Raw genomic sequence first — 18,488 nt, forward strand, 5'->3', positions numbered from 1 at the left:
CGCAGAGTCGCGTGAAAATGGATGCCAGATGCGGCAGCGGGGATTGCAGCAACCTATCATGACAGCCATGTGTCAGCAATGAGGGTTGCCGCGTAGCGTCCGAATCCGCACGCGGGCAGGATTGCCGTGGTCGGCACCGCGCCGCGACCGCCCTCCGCTGGCCATGGCGCGGGTTGAAGCTTGCCGCGCTTGATCGCGGCATGCCACTTTACGGTCATGTATGTATTCGGGATCAATCTGGTGGAGTGCTTCACGTAAGAACCACTCCCCAGTCGCCTCAGAACGGCTTGGTCGGCAGATATTTTCCGTCGAGCGTGATCACCGCACGCGAGCCGCCTTCCGGATCGTCGACTTTCTTGATGTCGAGCTTGAAATTGATTGCGCTGATGATGCCGTCGCCGAACTTCTCATGAACCAGCGCCTTCAGCGTCGAACCATAGATCTGCACCATTTCGTAGAACCGGTAGATCGTCGGATCGGTCGGCACGCCGCCCGGGATGCTGCCGCGCACGGGGATGGTTTGCAGCAGGCGAACTGCGTCTTCGCCAAGTTCGAGCTTGTCGGCCACGACCTTCGCGGCGTCGGTCGGCAACGGATGCTGCCCGAGTAGCGCGGCGGTGACGAAGGCGAGGCTGAGGCCAGTGCCTTCGTTGATCTGCTCGAACGTCAGGTTTTTGCGGATCTTCGCGTCGATGATCGCGTCGGTCAGGGCTTCACGGGGGGCCTGGCTATATTGGGATTGCGTCATGATGATGCTCCTTGAGATGGAATGAATCTGGAAAGCAGTTGATCAGGCAGCGAGTTCGAGTCGAGCCGGGGTTGCACAAACATGCGGATGTTCCGCGAGAGAGACGAAGCGGTTCGTCGTGCCGTCGAGCGTATCGATCGAGCCGGTTTCGATGTCGTACACCCAGCCGTGCAGGGCTAGATGTCCTTGTTCCATTGCGAGCCGCACAGAAGGATGAGTTTTGATGTTCGCGAGTTGGGCAATCACGTTTTCACGGACCATCGAGTCGACCCGGTCGCGCTCGCTCTTGTGCTCACGCGCCTCGTTGACGACCTTCGCGGAATCCGCGTAATGCAGCCAATTGCGGACTGCCGGCATGTGGTCCATGCACTTGCAGGTGGCGATGGCCGTCATCGCGCCGCAATCGGAGTGACCGCAAATCACCACATCGGTGACGCCAAGCGCGGCGACCGCGTATTCGACCGTGGCGGTCACGCCGCCCGGTTCCGGGCCGTACGACGGCACGATGTTGCCAGCGTTGCGGATCACGAACAGGTCGCCCGGCTCGCGCTGCGTGACGAGTTCCGGTACGAGCCGGCTATCCGAGCACGAGATGAACAACGTACGCGGGTGCTGACTCGTGGCCAGTTGCTTGAAAAGCTCGGAGCGCTGCGGAAACGCGTCGCGCTGGAACTTCAGGAAGCCGTCGATGATTTTTTGCATGTTTCGCTCCATCCGGGTGTTAGTCGAGAACCGATGGGCAAAGAATGCGCCGCTCAAGCTATAGTGTCCAAGACCTGTTTATTATTCTTCCTATAGGCAACGCCAATAGTTTGAGGGGGCTCCATGCTGCTCCGGCACATCCGTTACTTTCTGGCAGTCGCGGAACACCGCAATTTCACGCGCGCGGCCGAGGCGCTGCACGTGTCGCAGCCGACGCTGTCGCAACAGATCAGGCAGCTCGAGGACACACTGCACGTTCAATTGCTCGACCGGTCCGGCCGGACGATCCAGCTGACCGACGCCGGCGCAGCCTATGTGCGCTACGCGCAGCGCGCGCTGCAAGACCTCGAGGCTGGAAAGCGGGCGATCCACGACGTGCAGGAATTGAGCCGCGGCACGCTGCGCCTCGCAATGACCCCGACGTTCACCGCGTACCTGATCGGTCCGTTGCTGGAGAAGTACAACCGCCGCTATCCGAACATTACGCTGAACATCCTCGAAATGCCGCAGGACCGGATGGAGGCGTTGTTGAACGAAGATGCGCTCGATGTCGGCATCGCATTCAACGATACGCACTCCCCGGACATCGAGACCCAGGTATTGTTCGTCGAAGCGCTGGCGATGGTGGTCGGCAAGTCGCATCCGTATGCGAAGAAGCGCGCCGCGTTGACGTGTCGCGAGTTCGAGAGCGAAGCGCTCGTCCTGCTCAACGAAGAGTTTGCCACCCGCCACTACATCGATCGATATTGCAGACAGCACGGTGTCGCTCCGCGCATTGCGATGGAGGTCAATTCGATCAGCGCGGTCATCGAGATCGTGCAGCGCAGCGCGCTCGCAACACTGCTACCTGCCGCGATCGCGCGCGAGCACAGTGAACTGTGTCTGGTGGACCTGGAGCCGGCGCTGCCGCAACGAACCGCTGCGTTGCTACTGCGCAAAGGCGCATATCGAAGTGCGGCAGCACGGGCGTTCACCGTGCTTGCGCTTGAGGAAAGCGAGGCTATGCCGGGTGGCCGGCGGGCAAGGCGGCTTCGTAAAACGACAACAGTCCGAACCGCCTCGACTGCTGGCGGCTGAAGCCGCGCTACTTTAATGTAAGGAGGCTCTGCAGAACGCGGTTTCAAAGGCCTGCGCACCATGTAGGCGTTGGGCAGATTTCTCTTACCCAGCACGGTTCTCAATGACAGAGGCGATGGGCCCACACTTTGTGAACCTCATCGAGAGGGTGGCAGCAAGTTCAACCTGCGGTGTGTTTTGCGCTTTGCGCGGCGACTTGCGCATCATCCATAAATTTCCCAACGCAAATAATGTGGTGATCTGAGCGGTGTTCTTCGTCAGCCCCACTCACGTATTTCATTCTGCGCTATACGCTTGCCAACGAGCCAGCAAACGAGTCCGTAGACGAGAAGAAAGTAGGTTGCGTATGCAAACATGGTTGGCGGTTTGCGCCGCAGCAGTTCGTTGCTGACAGCATCCATTGAGGTCGTCAAGGCTTGCGTTCAGCCCGACTGCAAGGCGCTAGAACATTCCCATGGCGCCTTCTACATTACGCACCATCGATACGAGCCGCGGCCCGACGTCGCTTTCCAGTTGTCCCTCTTTGAGCAGATACGACGGCACACCGCAATTGAACACGAGGATTTCACCGTCGGCAGCCGGTTTCATTGGCACGGCGACGGCGTGCACCTCACGCCGTAGATCGCCATACGACACGCAAAAGCCTCGCTCGCGGAAGTAGTCGATGCTGCGCAGCACGCGGTCGCGAAACGTCGCCCAATCGTCGGGTGACTTGACCGCGATCTCGTTGAGTAACGCTTCGCGCCGCTCGGCGGGCAGCGCGGCAAGAAGTGCGCGACCCATCGCGGTACGCACGATCGGAAAGCTCAAGCCGATATCCGGAGGCAGGCCGAGCGGCGTGCTGCTCCGGCTGCTCTCCAGATAGACGACGTTCAGCCGGTCGCGCATGCCGAGCGACACCGACCCCCGAATGTGATCCGCCAGTTCCTTCATCGAAGGCCGGGCAATCTGCCGTACCGCCAGACTCGCGAGCAGCGGATAGCCGAGCGACAGCACGGCCGACCCGAGCTGGAACTTGCTGTTCATCCGGTTCACGCGCAGATAGCCGAGCCGCGTCAGCGTGTAGGTGAAGCGCGAAATCGTCGCCTTCGTCATGCCGGTGCGCGCGGCGAGTTCGGCATTGCCGAGTTGTGACTCGCGCGGCGTGAAGCAGTGCAGGATGTCGAGGCCGCGCGCGAGCGTCGTGGCGAACTGGCGGTCGCCGTCGAACTCGTCGGGTGCGTAGCGCGCCTTCGAATCCAGATAGTCGCTCGCGACCGGCGCGGTTTCCGGTGCGTTGTTGCGTGCCATGGCTCCTCCTTTCGAATGCGTCCATTCTGCCGCAGGTGTTCTGCATATCCAAACTGTGTTCAGCATAGTCGAACAAGACTGTCTGTCTGGACGAAAAAGTTCGATAGTAGCTCCATAAATCGACCTATATCACGGAGACAGCGAATGAACAGCAAGAACCCGGATTTCGACCCGATGCTCGCGGATGTCGTGCGTTTCGTGCGCGAGGAAGCGATTCCGCGCGAAAACGAGATCGAGCAGGCCGACGCGGTGCCCGACGATCTCGTGGCGCGGATGCGCACGCTCGGCTATTTCGGCTGGAGCATTCCGTGCGAATTCGGCGGCTTAGGCCTGACGACGGAACAGCTCGTGCGCGGTGCGTTCGAGTTGTCGCAGGCGTCGGTGGCGTTTCGGGCGCGGGTCGGCACGAACACCGGCATCGGTTCGGAGGCGCTCGTCGCGGATGGCACCGAGGCTCAGAAGCGCCGCTACTTGCCGCAACTTGCATCTGGCGCGTTGACGGGCGCGTTCGCCCTGACCGAGCCGGACGCGGGTTCCGACGCCACGGCCCTTCGCACCACCGCCCGCCGCGACGGTGACCATTACGTGCTCGACGGCAGCAAGTGTTTCATCACGAACGCGCCGATTGCCGGCCTCTTCACGGTGATGGCGCGCACTGATCCGTCGCTGCCCGGCGCCGGCGGGATTTCCGCGTTCCTCGTCGAGCGCGGCACGCCCGGTCTCACGACGAGCAAGCCGTATGCGAAGATGGGCCAGGCAGGCTCGCCCGTCGGCGATGTGTATTTCGAAGCGTGCCGTGTCCCGGCGGCCAACCTGATCGGGGGCGTCGAGGGCCAGGGCTTTCGCACCGCGATGAAGGTGCTCAACAAGCAGCGCATCCATCTGGCGGCGCTGTGCACCGGCCCCGCGATCCGTATGCTCGATGAAGCCGTCGCCTATACGTCGCGCCGCGAGCAGTTCGGCAGGCCGGTGGCGGAATTCCAGCTCGTTCAGGCGCTGATCGCCGAATGTCAGACGGAAATCTACGCAGCGCGCTCGATGATCCTCGAAACCGCCCGCAAGCGCGATGCTGGCGAGGATGTCGCGATGGAAGCATCGATGTGCAAGATGTTCGCGTCCGAGATGTGCGGACGCGTCGCGGATCGCGCCGTGCAGATGCTCGGCGGCCGTGGCTATCTCGCCGGAAACGCGGTGGAACGCTTCTATCGCGACGTGCGCGCGTTCCGCATCTACGAGGGCACCACGCAGATCCACCAGTTGAACATCGCGAAGATCACGCTGCGCCGCGCGGCGCAGAAGAACGCAGCACAACACGAGGACGGTGTAGCTACGACCGCTGCGTGTGCCGCATGAACGCCGCCATCAACCCCAAGGGCGTGCTGGACATCGAGCGGCTGGTCGCGCCGCGTTCCATTGCGATCGTGGGCGCGTCGAACGACCCCAAATCGATCAGCGGCCAGCCGATGCGTTTCCTGCTTCAGCACGGCTACCGCGGCGTGCTCTATCCGGTCAACCCGAAGTATGCGGAGATCAAAGGCGTCGCGTGCCATCCGGACATCGCCAGCCTGCCGCAGACACCCGATCTCGCGCTCATTCTCGTCGCCGCTCGGCGCGTGCCGGACATACTGCGCGAGTGCGGCAAGAAGGGCGTCCGTTATGCAATTGTCTACAGCTCGGGCTTTGCCGAAGCGGGCGAGGCGGGCGCCGCGTTGCAGCGCGAATGCACCGAAGTAGCGGCCGAGTTCGGTATCCGCGTGATCGGGCCGAACTGCCAGGGCGTCGTCAGCACCAGCGCAAACGTGTATGCGGGTTTCGGCGCGCCGTTCGGCGTCGATTACCGCGCGGGCGGCCTCTCGCTGATCTCGCAAAGCGGCGGCTTCGGCTGCGCGCTCTTGCTGATGGCAGACGAACTCGGCATCGGCCTGCGCCACTTCATCACGACCGGCAACGAAGCGGACGTGAGCCTGCTCGATCTCGTCGATGCCTGTATCGACGATGAACAAACGTCGCTGATCGCCGCGTACATCGAAGGGCTTAAGGACGCACGGCGGCTCGTCGGCGTGGCGACACGCGCGCTCGACGCGGGCAAGCCGCTGCTCGCATGGAAGGTCGGCAACACGGCCGACGGCGCGAAGGCCGCCGCGTCGCACACGGCGAACCTGGGCGGCGCGTCGGCGCTTTATCGCACGGCGTTCCGGCAGGCGGGTGTGATCGAAGTGACGGACGTCGCCGATCTGGGCGACTACGCGAAAGCGTTCGAGGCGAAGCGGCTGCCGCGCGGCAACCGGATCGCGGTCGTCACGCTGTCGGGCGGCGCGGGGATTCTCATCACCGACGCGTGCAGCGAACGCGGCATGTCGGTGCCGGCGCTCTCACCCGCGACGCTCGATGCGCTCAAGCCGATCGTCCCCGCGTTCGCTTCGCTTGCGAATCCCGTCGACCTGACGGCGGGCATCCTCGCCGAACCGCAGATCTTCACGGATGCGCTGCAAATCATCGCCGACGATCCGGGCATCGACTCAATCGCAATCATGGCGGCGGCGGCGAGCGGCGATGTCGCGCTCGCGATGGCCGAGGCGATCGTGCGCGTCCATCGCGCGACCGACAAGCCGCTGATGCTTGCCTGGAATGCGCGCCGCGACATGGCGTCGGAAGCGTATCGTGTGATCGAGGCGGCCGGCGTGCCGCTCTATGCGACGCCGGTACGTTGCGGGCGCGCGTTCGCGGTGCTGTCGGACTACGCGCAGGCACGGCGCACCCGGGCGGCCGCTCGCGCCGAACAAGCGCCTGCATCCGACCCGCTTCGCGCCGACACCGCGCGCGTGCTCATCGCGCAGAGTCCCGCCGATCTTACCGAGCACGCCGCGCAGCGTTTGCTCGCACACTATGGCATCGGGACGCCAAAGAGCGCGCTCGCGAAGACCCGCGACGAGGCGCGCGTGTTCGCGCGAGCGACGGGCTTTCCGCTCGTCGTCAAGGTGCAGTCACCGGACATCCCGCACAAGACGGAAGCGGGCGCGGTGCGTGTCGGCATTCGCGACGAGGCGATGCTCGCGAGCGCCTTCGACGAGATCGTCGCGAACGCGCGGCGACACGTTCCGGGCGCGCGCATCGATGGCGTGCTCGTGCAGGAAGAGATACGCGATGCAGTGGAGATGATCGTCGGCATCGACAACGACCCGTCGTTCGGACCCGCGATAATGTGCGGACTCGGCGGCATCTATGCCGAAGTGCTGAAGGACGTGGCGTGGCGTCTCGCGCCGGTCACGCACGCGCAAGCATGCGGGATGATCCGCGAGTTGCGGGCCTTCGCGATGCTCGACGGTGCGCGCGGCAAGCCGCGTTGCGATGTCGATGCGCTCGCTGATGCGATCGTCGCGATGTCCGCGATGGCGCTCGATCTCGCGCCCGGCCTGAAGGAGTTCGACATCAATCCGCTCTTCGTGCTGCCCGCGGGCAAGGGCGTGCGGGCAGGGGATGCGTTCGCGCGCTGCGCGCCGCGGGTTGCGGGCAAGCGGGAAGACGAGCCCGAAGCCGAGCAGCGCGCGCAGGCGATCGTCGACGGATAGGGCGTCGCGAGACGGCTGGCTCAAGATCGGACGCTGCGGGTTCGTCGCGGCGTCCACCGAACATCGTATTCGTCTTCTTCGCGAGACCAACATGCACAGCTCTTCGATCAACGGTGCAACCGATGCGAGCGGCTACACGCCCGCTGAAATCGAGCGCACCTATCGCAAGGTGTTTTTCCGGCTGATTCCGTTGCTCTTTCTCTGCTATGTGATCAGCTACATCGACCGCGTGAACATCAGCTTCGCCAAGTTGCAGTTCATGCACGACCTCGGTTTTTCCGAATCGACTTACGGCTTCGGCGCCGGTTTGTTCTTCATCGGCTACGTGCTCTTCGAGGTGCCGAGCAATCTCTGGATGCAACGCATCGGCGCGCGCCGCACGCTGCTGCGCATCATGCTCGCGTGGGGCCTCGTGTCGAGCCTCATGATGTTCGTGCGCACGCCGACTCAGTTCTATGCGATGCGCTTTCTGCTCGGCGTGACCGAAGCGGGCTTCTTTCCCGGCATCATCTATTACCTGAGCTGTTGGTTTCCGGGCGCCCGGCGCGCACGCGTCACCGCGTTCCTGATGATGGCGACCGCGGTCGCGGGAATCGTCGGCGGTCCGCTCTCCGGGTTCATCATGACGCGGCTCGCGGGCGTCGGCGGCATGCCCGGCTGGCAATGGCTCTTCCTGCTCGAAGGCGTGCCGGCCGTGACGCTCGGCATCTTCGCGTTCTTCTTTCTCGGTGACACGCCTGCAGAGGTGAGCTGGCTCGACGAGCGAGAAAAGGCACTAGTCGCACGCGAGCTAATCGCCGATGAAAAGTCAAAGCACACCGGCCATCTCGACGGCTTGCGCGGCGCGCTCGCCAATCCGCGCGTGTATCTTGCGGCGCTCGTCTACTTCGCGGTGATGATGCCGTTCAACGCAATCGGCTTCTGGGCGCCGACGATCATTCGCGATCTCGGCGTGGCAAACGTGCTCGACGTCGGCTTGCTGTCGGCGCTGGTGTTCATCGCGGCTGCGCTGGGGACGTATGTCGTCGGGGCGAGTTCCGACCGGATGATGGAACGGCGCTGGCACGTCGCGGGCAGCGCGGCGGTGACGGCGCTCGCGTTTGCGCTGTTGCCGGCGGCGGGTCATCACGTGGCCGTCGGCGTCGGACTGCTCGCGCTGGCGGCGGCGGCTTCCTATGGCTGTTTCGTCGTGTTCTGGACGATTCCGCAGACGTTCCTGCCGCGCTCCTCGGCCGCGGGCGGAATCGCGATGATCACGAGCCTCGGCGGCACGGGCGGCTTCGTGAGCCCGGCATTCGTTGGCTGGGTCAAGACGCAAACGGGAAGCGCGCAATACGGGCTGATCGGACTTGCTGTGGTGCTGATGGCGGGCGTCGTGTTGCTGTTGCTCGCGTTCCCCTCGCCTGGGCGCAACTTGGTCGCAGTGGCATCCGCCGCTCGTACTCCGCGAGGCCAGGGATTCAAGCCGACGCAGCGGTAGCGCCCCTCGCGGTCCTCGTTCGGCAGCAACCGAGCCCCTTTGCCGCCCGTCGACCCAGTTCACACTCTAAAGTTGCTCCAGGATCGGGTTGCAGTTGGGAATGGTGAAGAACATCTCCAGAGCCCGCGCCTCCGAACCCGTGGCGTTGGCCAACTTCTCGAACTCCTCGATCTGCTTTTGATAGGTTGTCGATTTGGATAGTTTCTCGAGACGCTTGCGAGCGTAGGGGATCCACGGTGCGGGGTCGGTCACCCACAGCGGATCGACAATTTTTTGGTCGCGATAGAAGAGGATCCTGGTCCCATGAAGCTTCTTGTTGGCGTGCCAGGTGCGGAACAGGTAGCGCAGCTCGCTAGTCGTGATCGGCTTCCCTTTGCGGTCGTCCTTGAAGATCGACAACTTGAACTCCTCAGACGTCGCAACACTCGCCGATGTGATCTCGTCGAGAACATAGTGCAGACGCGGGGCACCGTTCAACTTCGCTTTATTGCTACCGACGAAGTCGCGGGGACTTTGGAGCAGGAAGTAGTCGATCCCATACTTGCACGCCCGGCGGATCGCAAGGAAGAACCTCAGCTCGCCCAGTTCCTTCTCGGTTAATCCCTTGAACTGGTCCTCGGTGAGCCGGCGTAGCCCCCGGCCAGCGATCGATAGGAGGCGGCCCCGATCTTGTTCACGGCTGACCGCGTCTTCTCCAGACTTGCCAGGTATTTGCCCCCTTGGGGAAGCTGACTCAGCTTGGTAGTGAACACCGGATCGTCCAGTTTGTCGAAGCATATGTCCGAGATGGGCTTGTTGTAGTAGTTGATCTTGGTCGCCTCCGTCTTTTCAAAAGCTGGTTTCGACGCGTTTTCTTTTCTGCTCTGGGGCGTGGACGTTGGCTCCCCGACGTTCTGTCTCGTCAATGGATCCTTTTTATATATCGTGTCGCCGCGAAGCGGATCCTTCCAATTGCGTTGAAGCCACCATTCGACGTAAGCGTCCAGGTAGTTGTCCCGCGGCGACGCGAGGCCGTAAACCACGTCGTTACGCTCCGGTTCGTAGTTGTCAATGAATTCGGACATAAGTCCTCCCTGCTTGTCTTGTACTACGTGGGCAATCCAACCATAAAGTGCTGTGAGTACCGTTCTCAGCACTTGTTCAGCCATTCATTTTGGGCAGCATATGCTGCTCTCCGACCAGATCATTCATCGCACGGAGGACTTGCCACTGTGGCCGCCATCATTTCTCTTCCCGCATCGACGGCGTAAAGGTGATTGCTACCGGCAATCCTTCCGGCCCGATGAAACGACTGACGGTCGGGCCTCACGGCTCCTTCCGGTTCCTGACCAGCATCTGACACCCTCGTGATTCAAGTTCTGCCGTAGCTGCTTCGACGTTGTCGACATCAAACTCAATCCAGGCTTGCGGAATGGGTACGTCAAGACGCCACGAATCCGTGCCGAAGCATGACTGAGCGGCCTGAGAGAGCGGCCACAAGGCGAAAGTGTTTGCGCCTTTCAGACTTTCCGTGTGGAGGTAGCCGCCTTTCTCTTCCTTGAAGGGGATACCTAAAGCCCGACTGTAAAGCTGGCGGCTTGCCTGGGCTTCAATCACAATCGGGCCAATGCCTGCGATGAACAAGGCCGTGGCTAGTGGGATGTTTTCCATGGCTTCTCCTTCGCCGCGAATAAGCGGCGCCATGAGGAAGGAATCAGCTAGCGCGGGGCATCCATGAGTGTAGGCTTGTTTGAGGTGGCCGGAGACATCATCGCCCGGCAACGAACGGCGATCGAGCGGGTTCGGGAGCACTCGCGGCATCGACTGTGCGTCACTTCACGGGCGTACCGCTGATAATTGAATGTCCCTATCCGAGCGTGGTCAAGCGGCCGGAGGTGGCCGGGGTTACGCAGCTACCAAACCCGCCGGAAAGCTGCCGTTGAAGACTCCAACCTCCGCTCTGTGGAACGTGCACCGAACTGGCGCTCTCGGCCACAGACCGACGTTCGACACAGTAGCCCAGATCGCCGAAATCTAGTGTTACTGCGAAGCGAGCCATCGTCGATTACGCGACGACGTTGCTTACGCTTGCCGGTGTGCTGCTACTGAGTGTGGCAAGTCCGGGCCCAAACCTCGTGGTTGTCACTTCGACTGCTGTCGTGTCGTGACGCGCTGGCGTGGCGACTGGCGTCGGGCTCGCTTGCGCTTCCGGCTCGTGGGCGCTGATAGCGATTGCAGGGCTCGGTCTCATTCTCTCGCACATAACTTGGCTTGATGCCGTGCTTCGGGTCGTCGGTGCCGTCGATCTGATTTGGCTTGGCATGAAAATGATCCTGCGCATGATCGCCACGCGCTAGAGATTTCCTCCCACTCGTTCTCGTTCTGGCGACCTTATTGAGTAGCGGGCGGCCGCTCTACGGAAGCGCGTAAGTCCGTATCGGGTCGACTTATGCCTTAAGCATAAGTGCCTCCTTCAGACATTCGACGAGGTATACATCGGACCGGGTTCGGCCAGCCCCGTTGCAGTGGTCGACTAAAGGGAGAAACTGATTCAGTGAGGGATCAGTTTCTCCGTGGCAGGCTCGACTGAATCGAGGAAGGTGGGCGTTCCGGTACGGGAATTCCGTTATGGAATTCAAACTTTCAATATTTTGTTGCGGTTTTTCGACCAAATTGGCAGGTCGTAGCCTTTGCTGGCAATTGGATCTATTTCAAAATCTTTACCTAACAGCGTCCACTTTCCATTTTCGCCCTCTTTAGCCTTTGTAAACTGTGCGCTGGCCTTCCAAAACCAGTCTAGTCTTGCGATGGATACCCAGATACTGTCAGGTACATTGGGCCTGAACATCAGATGGGTCTGGAAATGTTCCTCAACCATGATTTCGTCGAATTTGAGATGCTCTTCCTTCGGCATATTCACGAACAACGGGGTCGCCGGACTGTCTTCCCCTTTTATTAGTGTTGACTCGCACGGCCATCGTGCTGTTATGAAGTCCTCTGGCTCGCCATCTTTTTGTTTAAACCTTGGGTCGGTACTTTCGCTCGTGCCATAGAACACGTCCTCGTCCAGCACCCACTCGCCGTCAGAACTCCCACTCATATTGACCAGTAAGTTCTTATTCAGGCTCTTTTGTCGATGTATTTTCATCAATTGAACGAAAGCATAGCTGCCCGCCTTCGACGGGGAGCCAATCAGCTTGGCAGTCCACTCGATACCCGGTTTTTTCGTCGATTTTAGACCGCCAAATGTCAGGTAAAGCGCACCCTGTTGATGAAACTCGCTGTCAACGAGGCCAATATGAATGTCATCTGTCTTTGCGGAGAATTCGACGATTTTAGCGGTCGATATCGAGATATTTAAATTAGCGGCATGTGTTTTTCCATCTATTTTTACATCAAAAATGACTCTTGCTTGCCCCGTACATGTAAAGCACCAGGACGCCGTGATGCCATCCCCTATGGTTGCAAGCGTCTCCGTGGACCTGTTGTTTGTCATCTGAAAGTCGCCGCAAACTGCGGCGCCTGATACATGCCAACGTGGATCGACTACGATGCCTTTAGAGCAGGTAACAGAAAAATTCAGACGCTCGCCAACGCATGCATCATAAGATTTATCAGTCGCTTTGCCGTTTACATTAATCGTGAGGTCTGCCATTTCTTTCTCTCCTGGTTTCCTGATTACTGTCGCGCATCGGAAAATACGTTCTACGCGGGTGAAACCGAATGGCGGGTGCATGGTGCCGGGCCAATCAGCGAATGCGCCCGGCGAATTCAGTTCTGAAGTGCATCATCTGATACCGTGGAGCGGCCCAGCCGCGACTTACGCACGGGCCAAAACAAACGCTACCAGATTCAGCACTTCCACGGCGAAAAGAGGGTCGTCCGCGGTGGCAGTCACGGTGAAATCGCGAGAGGACTGCTGAGCTGATCGCAACCGGCAAAGTGGAGACAAGCGTGCGTCGATCGTTTGCATATCCGCCACGGACGTGTTAGCGGTCCAACGATAGCAATGTTCGATCACGCGCCGTCCTATGTGGCGGAGTGAATGGCGGAAGTACAACCGGAAACTGCCTTTGATTTCTTCACCGGGTCGGAGGGCCGGAGTGGGTCGTTGCTGTCTCCCCAACGTCCCAACGCGAGCAACGCTGCCGCTCAAACTACTCGGGAGTCTGATGTCAGCAAAGCCGACCATAGCTGCAGTTGGCCTGGTCGCGCCAGCGGCAGCTATGGCCGAAATGCTTCGATAGGACATTCGCCCGATTTGGGACATGGAGCAGCCGTTCGAATGACGAACCTGTGGGATCGGCGAACGGCAACAATTCGCCGACCTGAGACGACGGCCACGTTCGCGAGCGGGTTCCCGATCACCTCATAGTGCCGCTCGGGCCGCATGACGCACACGATCCCTTGGCTCTTCCTGGACAACCCGCTGCAGATGCCATACCGGGGCCCAGTCGGCATTGCTGAGACCACCGGCGCCCGCAGTCGTCAGGCATAGACGCCGCCGAAGCATTGAGTGAATACGCACAGGTGGTCGACGAGCGCGCGATGAAGCGCAGGCCACTTCCCGCGAGTCTCGACCAGGTGCAGGGCTGCGGCGCCGGAGAACTGTTCGCGCGCGGTACTGCTCTCGCACCACGCCCGGGAGAACGCACGGTGTGTCTCGGATGAGAGCATCTGTGAGCCGCCAAGCACTTTCGCGAGCGAGGGTGGCAGCACCCAAACGCCGATGCTGCGTGTGAGCCGATAGGCTCGATCGGCCTTCGCGAGCGGATCGCCCGTCGGCGGACCCGCGTATTGGGCGCGAAGAAGCACTTCCTGCATCGCTGCCGCATAGGCTGGTGCAACGAGCTTGACGATCTGGGCCGGCCAAAGGCCAGACTTGAGTTCTCGCTTGGACTGATCGAGCGCGGCCGCGGCGGCAAGACCAACCACCCGGTGATGACGAAACAGGGCCATCAGCATGGGCATGTGAAAGTCGGAGACGGGGGCCAGGCAGGCGACAACGCTGCCTGCGCCTTTGAGCTGCATCGCGCTGACGATTCCCATTGCATCGACACCGACGCCCTTGGAGACGATGCCGCCGACGCATGTGGAGCAGATGAACTCGTCGATGGTGCCCGGCAGGGATAGCAGGCCGCTCGGATCAAGCCGGGTGCCAGATTCCGCGTCCAAAAGCAAGACGGCGAAGCGGCTGCTGCCCTGACCCGAGGTCGCGCCGTGACAGGCCACTTGCACGCTGTGCGCATGATTGCCGGTCCGCAGGCGTTCTAGCGTTTCAAGTCCGTCTTGGACCCGTATGGCAACTTCCACGCCGCTCAGAAGGGCGGCCTCGGCCTGCACGAACGGGATGGGCACTGTCGTCGCCCAGGCGCAGTCGAAACCCACATCCAAAGCGACCATTGCGCTTCCGCGCGCGCTGCGGTTCGACCGGGTGGCCTCAAAGACGCGCAGGAAACCCGGCAGCGCGGCGTAGCAGCCGGTGCACTCGATCGGGCTGCCGACTTGCAGGGCCAGCCCTCGGAGCCCCGGTGCGTACACTACGTGGAGCCTGTCGACTCCGATGAGCCCGCCGGCGAGCGGCTTCCAGATGGCCGCAGCGGCATCCGTTTCCAGCCCGAAGAATTCGAATGATTTCGACGGAACGCCATTGCCCCGATCGGTCAGCAACCCCTCCGAATCTATCTGATCGAGCTCCACACGTCCGCGCAGACCCTCGACGCGAGCCCCTTGGAAGCGCGGCCGCTCCAAGGCCGCGAAGGTCTCTTCCAGCGCCTCAAGTGCGGGGAGAGGCGTCACGTCATGGCCGGATCTGCGGAGCGTGATCGCAGCGACCTTCCGGTCGGCGAACTGGACCAGCAGCACCACCGCCTCGCCCTCACCGAGTTGGCGCTGGAGGTCTGATGTCGCGTGAGGTCTGGACCGTTGGCTGACTGGCAGACCTGGCTCTGCGATCCGCAGTTCGTCATGGGCGGCGCTCAGTTCGCTCACCGCTGCCTGCTCCTCGATGGCCACCTGCTTGCGACGTGCCAGCAGTTGCCTCCGGTAAAGTTTCGTCGTGGCGTGGTTTGGTCCGCCCGTGGCGATACGCGCGCTAATCGTCTGAATGTCTGCGTCCAGCATCGTCAGCTGTATCCGTGCGTCGTGCAGCTTGCGTCGGGCGATGCCATAGCGCTCGCGTACTTTGCCGTGGGCGTCTTTGTCCTGGGCGCGGGAGTCCAGATCGGCTCTGGCCCATGCTGCCGACTCCAGCCCGTGCAGTGGCGCCAGCGCTCGAAGAAGGTCGTCCCGCTTGTGGGCCAGGCAGTGCCGAACCCATGTGTCGTGGAATGCGATGAATCCTTTCAGTAGGTGGAAGGAGGAGTCCTGGTTGAGGAGTTCCACCGTCTCCCACATCATCGAGCTGACACGAGCAAGGAGGGCCTCGAGTTCCATGTGCGCATCCAGCATGAGGAGCGCGGCCGCCAGCCGGGCGCAGCGATCGAAATCACGGGCGTCCAGAAATTGGCGAGCAAGAATCTGCACGCCGACGCGACTCGCATGTTCGAGCGACTTGGGCCTATCGCCCGCGCTGTAGAGGGCCTCGGCCAGGCTCAGTCGAACCTCCAGCGTGTCCGGGTGATCCTTTCCCAGCACAGCCGCCGTCTTCGGCTCTATGTCCTCGTACAGCGCGCAGGCCTCGGCGTGCTTGCCCTGCTTGCTGAGCATGTTCGCGAGATCGTTCGCGGCTTGGAGTGTCTGTGGATGGTCCGGGCCATTGTCTCTAGCGCGGAGAGCCAGGATCCGGCGTTGCAGACGGATAGCTTGGGCGTAGCGCATGCGACCATGCAGAACCGCTGCGTAGGAAGCCATCGACGTGACGGTATCAGGATGTTCGGCGCGGAGCGTCTCCTCGCGCAGCCGCCACGCGCGTCGCGCCAGCCTGCCGGCGGCGGGCAGATCTCCTTGCTCCCTCAGCAAGTCGGCCAGGTTGGTCAGTGCCATCAGCGCATCGGGATTGCCATCCCGCACGCCGGCTCCGTGATCCCGGACCACGCGGCGCAGCAGGTGCGTCGCCTCCGTGAAGTGACCCAGATCCCGGAGCGTGCCCGCCAGGTTGTTTGCCGCGATGAGCGTGTTCGGGTGGGACCTGCCGTCGCGCCGGCGCCGTTCGCGGAGGACCTCGCGCTCAAGGGCCAGGGCCTGTGGGAACTGACCGAGCGCGTAGAGCGTCGTCGCGAGGTTCGCGACAGCCGTCACGGTCTCCGGGTGGTCGGGCATCGTCGCCTGCCGGCGGGCCAGGATATGCTCCTGCAGACGGAGCGCCCCCTGCAAGTCGCCGAGCCGCTGCAGTAGCTCGGCAGCGTTGTTGGCTGATGAGAGCGTGTCGGCGTGGTCCGGGCCCAGTTCTGGTGATTCGGTTCGATCGCGGATCACACGCTGCACCAGTCGTAGCGCGCCCTTGTAGTCCCCGGCCATCTTCATGGCGTCGGCCATGTTGCTCTCGGTCGTGAGCGTCTGAGGGTCCTTGCCTTTGCCGGGTCGCGCTCGCCTGTTCGCCTCGATGAGCGGCTTGAGGATGTCCATGGCACCCCGAAAATCGCCCCGGTCCAACAGCAGGACCGCGATGTCGTTACGGTTGTCGAGTGCCTCCGGGTCGCTGTCGGCGACATCTGCCAACTGCTCCTGAACGAATCGCAGGGCGTTCAGCGACTCCTCGAATTCGCCGTCCTCGCGCCGGGCCAGGCCCCAGTGACGCAGGATCGTCAGCGTATCTCGGTCCGCGAGCGAACTGAACTGCAGCCTGCAGCGCAGGGCAAGGGCGAACGCTGCCGACGCAGCATGTGTGACGCCTTCTCTGTACGCCGACGCGCCCAGGACGTGAAGACGTTCCGCCATGGCTTGTGCCTTGGCTTCCAGAGAACCCAGCCGTTTCGAGCCGTCGGCCGCCTGTTCAATGGGGAGATCTGCGAGTTCCGCCGCCATCGCCTCCAGCAGTGCGTTTTCGCTTGGAGGAAGAGGGGCGCGACTGTCGAACGAACGAAGGAAGTCATGCATCTGCGAAGGGCATCTGGTGAGTGAGGCGACATGCGAGCAGCGCTTTGCGAGTGTGTCCGAAGCAGGCGGACCATACCGCCTAAGGCGGCAGCGTAGCCTCGGTTAGTGACGCGAGCGGCCGGGATCACTCATCTCCGTCGAACACCATGAATGCGTTGCGCTCTCGCTGCGCGTCCCAGTCGCTTCCGTCGGCCGGCATCGACAAGGTGTCCAGGCCGAGCGCGTTCGCCCCGACTTCGCGGAACAAGTGCAGACCTTCCTCCGCGGGCAGGCCGTATTGCCGGGAGAACCCCAGCCGCAAAAGATCGTCCGTGGATGTCGACTTGGTTGACTTTACCAGTGCGCGCTCAAGGGAAGGCGCGATCGTTCCGAAGTCTGCCGAACGGTCGATTGCCTGGCCAATGCCCAGCCGAGGCTCGTTTGCGAGCGGTGCCGGCTCGTTGGCGTTGCCGTAGAGACGGGTCCACGATGGCTCCGCCGGACTCCGACCATAGAAGGAGAAGTAAGCACCCTTCAAGGCGCGCGCCTGCAGATAGGCGCGCGCGGCCTGGTACCTCATCTGGAAGCTTTTCGACTCGCTCTTGCCTCGGTGTATCGCGGCCATCGTCTCGACGAGGATGGAGAGCCCCATCGAGAACACGGGCAGGCCGCGCTCCATGGCTTGCGCGATGTACTTGCGAACGCGCTGTTGATCCGGGTTCTTGCGCTGCAGCGCGAGTGCCGCCGCCACGATAGGCCCGTCGGCGAGGTCGGGGAACCAGTTCACGAGGTTGGTGACCCACAGTCGACGGTCATCCAGGCGGTTCATCTTGAGCAGCACGTACGCGCCCGCAGCTGCCGACACCGGGTCTTCCATCTTCTTGTAGAGCGCGACATCGGCTGCGTGCCAGGCCTCCGCGAGGCGGTCGGCTTCTGTGGCGGCGCCGCTGGTGAGATACGACATGATCAGTTCGTTGACTGGGTTCGTCCGGCCAACTGTCACGTCGATGGAATCGCCGTCTTCCGCTGCGCGGCGCGTGAGCGCTATCTGGACCTGCCCCTGCGGCGGAAGCGATACTAGTCGCCAGGCCACGTCGTCGCCGCCCACCTGAAGGACGTGAGGAAAGGCCGGGACGTCAAGGACAATCAGGCGCGCACCGTCGCCTCTCAGCTGTTCTTGGGGCCGCATGTCTGTAGCAACCCAGCGACCGGCGCGCAGCGCCCATACGGTGACCCATACGGGTCCGACTCTGCGTGCCCGAACTTGCACGTCGCCTCTGAAGACCGGCGAATTCAGGTGTTCCAGTGACCTGAACGGCGTCACCCACCGCAGCCACTCGTGAGGGCTGTTGGCTCCTGCAACCAAGGTCACGCCGTTCGAGCCGTCTTCGAGCTTCGTGGACGACTGCAATTGCTCGCCGTCGGGGCGTACTGCCACCACGTGCACGCGAGGCATGTCATTGGCCGCCTCGGCCAGGATGACAGTAGCTGGTTCCCTCGGGGAGACGACCCCGTGACCCACTGGTTCACCATTGGGACCATACACATTAAAGGGCAGCGCGAGCAGTCGCGCATCGGAGAGGTCTCCGGGCACGGGCATGGTCACAGTCAGTTCACGCATGACCAT

Annotated in this window: 13 protein-coding genes and 3 pseudogenes; 5 read left to right on the forward strand and 11 right to left on the reverse strand. The window is 62.1% G+C overall.

Annotated features, from left to right (window positions below):
• Positions 1 to 56 precede the first annotated feature (56 nt).
• The 3 genes from AWB68_RS48240 to AWB68_RS19400 are packed head-to-tail and all read right to left on the reverse strand — an operon-like array spanning position 57 to position 1,450.
• The gene (locus AWB68_RS48240; RefSeq protein WP_160110032.1) at positions 57 to 218 is read right to left on the reverse strand and encodes a hypothetical protein; all 162 of its coding nucleotides are present in this window, start codon (positions 216 to 218) and stop codon (positions 57 to 59) included.
• Between the two features lie 59 nt (positions 219 to 277).
• A complete protein-coding gene (gene cynS / locus AWB68_RS19395; RefSeq protein WP_087645968.1) occupies positions 278 to 748 on the reverse strand; it encodes a cyanase in 471 nt (156 codons plus the stop codon).
• Between the two features lie 42 nt (positions 749 to 790).
• Complete coding sequence (locus AWB68_RS19400; protein WP_087645969.1) at positions 791 to 1,450, reverse strand: carbonic anhydrase; 660 nt, start codon at positions 1,448 to 1,450, stop codon at positions 791 to 793.
• A 123-nt stretch (positions 1,451 to 1,573) separates the two neighbouring features.
• Between AWB68_RS19400 and cynR the strand changes: the two genes are divergently transcribed.
• Entirely contained in the window at positions 1,574 to 2,527 is a 954-nt protein-coding gene (cynR, locus tag AWB68_RS19405; RefSeq protein WP_087645970.1) for a transcriptional regulator CynR, read from the forward strand.
• A 156-nt stretch (positions 2,528 to 2,683) separates the two neighbouring features.
• Here the strand turns inward: cynR and AWB68_RS51435 are convergent.
• Together AWB68_RS51435 and AWB68_RS19415 are read right to left on the reverse strand one after the other, a co-directional pair.
• Positions 2,684 to 2,791, reverse strand: a pseudogene (locus AWB68_RS51435) (IS5/IS1182 family transposase); the annotation flags it as partial.
• 177 nt (positions 2,792 to 2,968) lie between these two features.
• Positions 2,969 to 3,817: an IclR family transcriptional regulator gene (locus tag AWB68_RS19415; protein ID WP_200828739.1), complete on the reverse strand. Its 849-nt coding sequence runs from the start codon at positions 3,815 to 3,817 to the stop codon at positions 2,969 to 2,971.
• 144 nt (positions 3,818 to 3,961) lie between these two features.
• Here AWB68_RS19415 and AWB68_RS19420 point away from each other — a divergent pair, with 144 nt between their 5' ends.
• From AWB68_RS19420 to AWB68_RS19430, 3 genes are all read left to right on the forward strand, one after another.
• Positions 3,962 to 5,170: an acyl-CoA dehydrogenase family protein gene (locus tag AWB68_RS19420; protein WP_087645972.1), complete on the forward strand. Its 1,209-nt coding sequence runs from the start codon at positions 3,962 to 3,964 to the stop codon at positions 5,168 to 5,170.
• Entirely contained in the window at positions 5,167 to 7,386 is a 2,220-nt protein-coding gene (locus AWB68_RS19425; RefSeq protein ID WP_087645973.1) for an acetate--CoA ligase family protein, read from the forward strand. The genes AWB68_RS19420 and AWB68_RS19425 overlap by 4 nt, the downstream gene beginning before the upstream one ends.
• A 91-nt stretch (positions 7,387 to 7,477) precedes the next feature.
• On the forward strand, positions 7,478 to 8,866 hold the full coding sequence (locus tag AWB68_RS19430) for an MFS transporter (protein WP_235028412.1): 1,389 nt from the start codon (positions 7,478 to 7,480) through the stop codon (positions 8,864 to 8,866).
• 66 nt (positions 8,867 to 8,932) lie between these two features.
• Here AWB68_RS19430 and AWB68_RS19435 read toward each other — a convergent pair whose 3' ends face one another.
• From AWB68_RS19435 to AWB68_RS19445, 3 genes and pseudogenes are all read right to left on the reverse strand, one after another.
• Positions 8,933 to 9,265 carry a hypothetical protein gene (locus tag AWB68_RS19435; protein WP_125482974.1) on the reverse strand — a complete coding sequence of 111 codons (333 nt, stop codon included), beginning with the start codon at positions 9,263 to 9,265 and terminating at the stop codon, positions 8,933 to 8,935.
• Between the two features lie 197 nt (positions 9,266 to 9,462).
• Positions 9,463 to 9,930 carry a hypothetical protein gene (locus AWB68_RS19440; protein WP_087645975.1) on the reverse strand — a complete coding sequence of 156 codons (468 nt, stop codon included), beginning with the start codon at positions 9,928 to 9,930 and terminating at the stop codon, positions 9,463 to 9,465.
• A gap of 157 nt (positions 9,931 to 10,087) precedes the next feature.
• Positions 10,088 to 10,516 (reverse strand): annotated as a pseudogene (locus AWB68_RS19445) (VOC family protein).
• A gap of 386 nt (positions 10,517 to 10,902) precedes the next feature.
• Between AWB68_RS19445 and AWB68_RS19450 the strand changes: the two are divergent.
• A pseudogene (locus tag AWB68_RS19450) lies at positions 10,903 to 11,181 on the forward strand (LysE family transporter); the annotation flags it as partial.
• 299 nt (positions 11,182 to 11,480) lie between these two features.
• On the opposite strand, the gene AWB68_RS19455 reads toward AWB68_RS19450, so the two are convergent.
• The 3 genes from AWB68_RS19455 to AWB68_RS19465 form a co-directional block, all read right to left on the reverse strand.
• Positions 11,481 to 12,500: a hypothetical protein gene (locus AWB68_RS19455; RefSeq protein WP_125482975.1), complete on the reverse strand. Its 1,020-nt coding sequence runs from the start codon at positions 12,498 to 12,500 to the stop codon at positions 11,481 to 11,483.
• An 833-nt stretch (positions 12,501 to 13,333) separates the two neighbouring features.
• Positions 13,334 to 16,882: a tetratricopeptide repeat protein gene (locus tag AWB68_RS19460; RefSeq protein WP_087645977.1), complete on the reverse strand. Its 3,549-nt coding sequence runs from the start codon at positions 16,880 to 16,882 to the stop codon at positions 13,334 to 13,336.
• Positions 16,883 to 17,006: 124 nt separating this feature from the next.
• The gene (locus AWB68_RS19465; RefSeq protein WP_087645978.1) at positions 17,007 to 18,482 is read right to left on the reverse strand and encodes a hypothetical protein; all 1,476 of its coding nucleotides are present in this window, start codon (positions 18,480 to 18,482) and stop codon (positions 17,007 to 17,009) included.
• Positions 18,483 to 18,488 lie beyond the last annotated feature (6 nt).

The organism is Caballeronia choica, from assembly GCF_001544535.1.
In the GTDB taxonomy this organism is placed as follows: Bacteria; Pseudomonadota; Gammaproteobacteria; order Burkholderiales; family Burkholderiaceae; genus Caballeronia; species Caballeronia choica.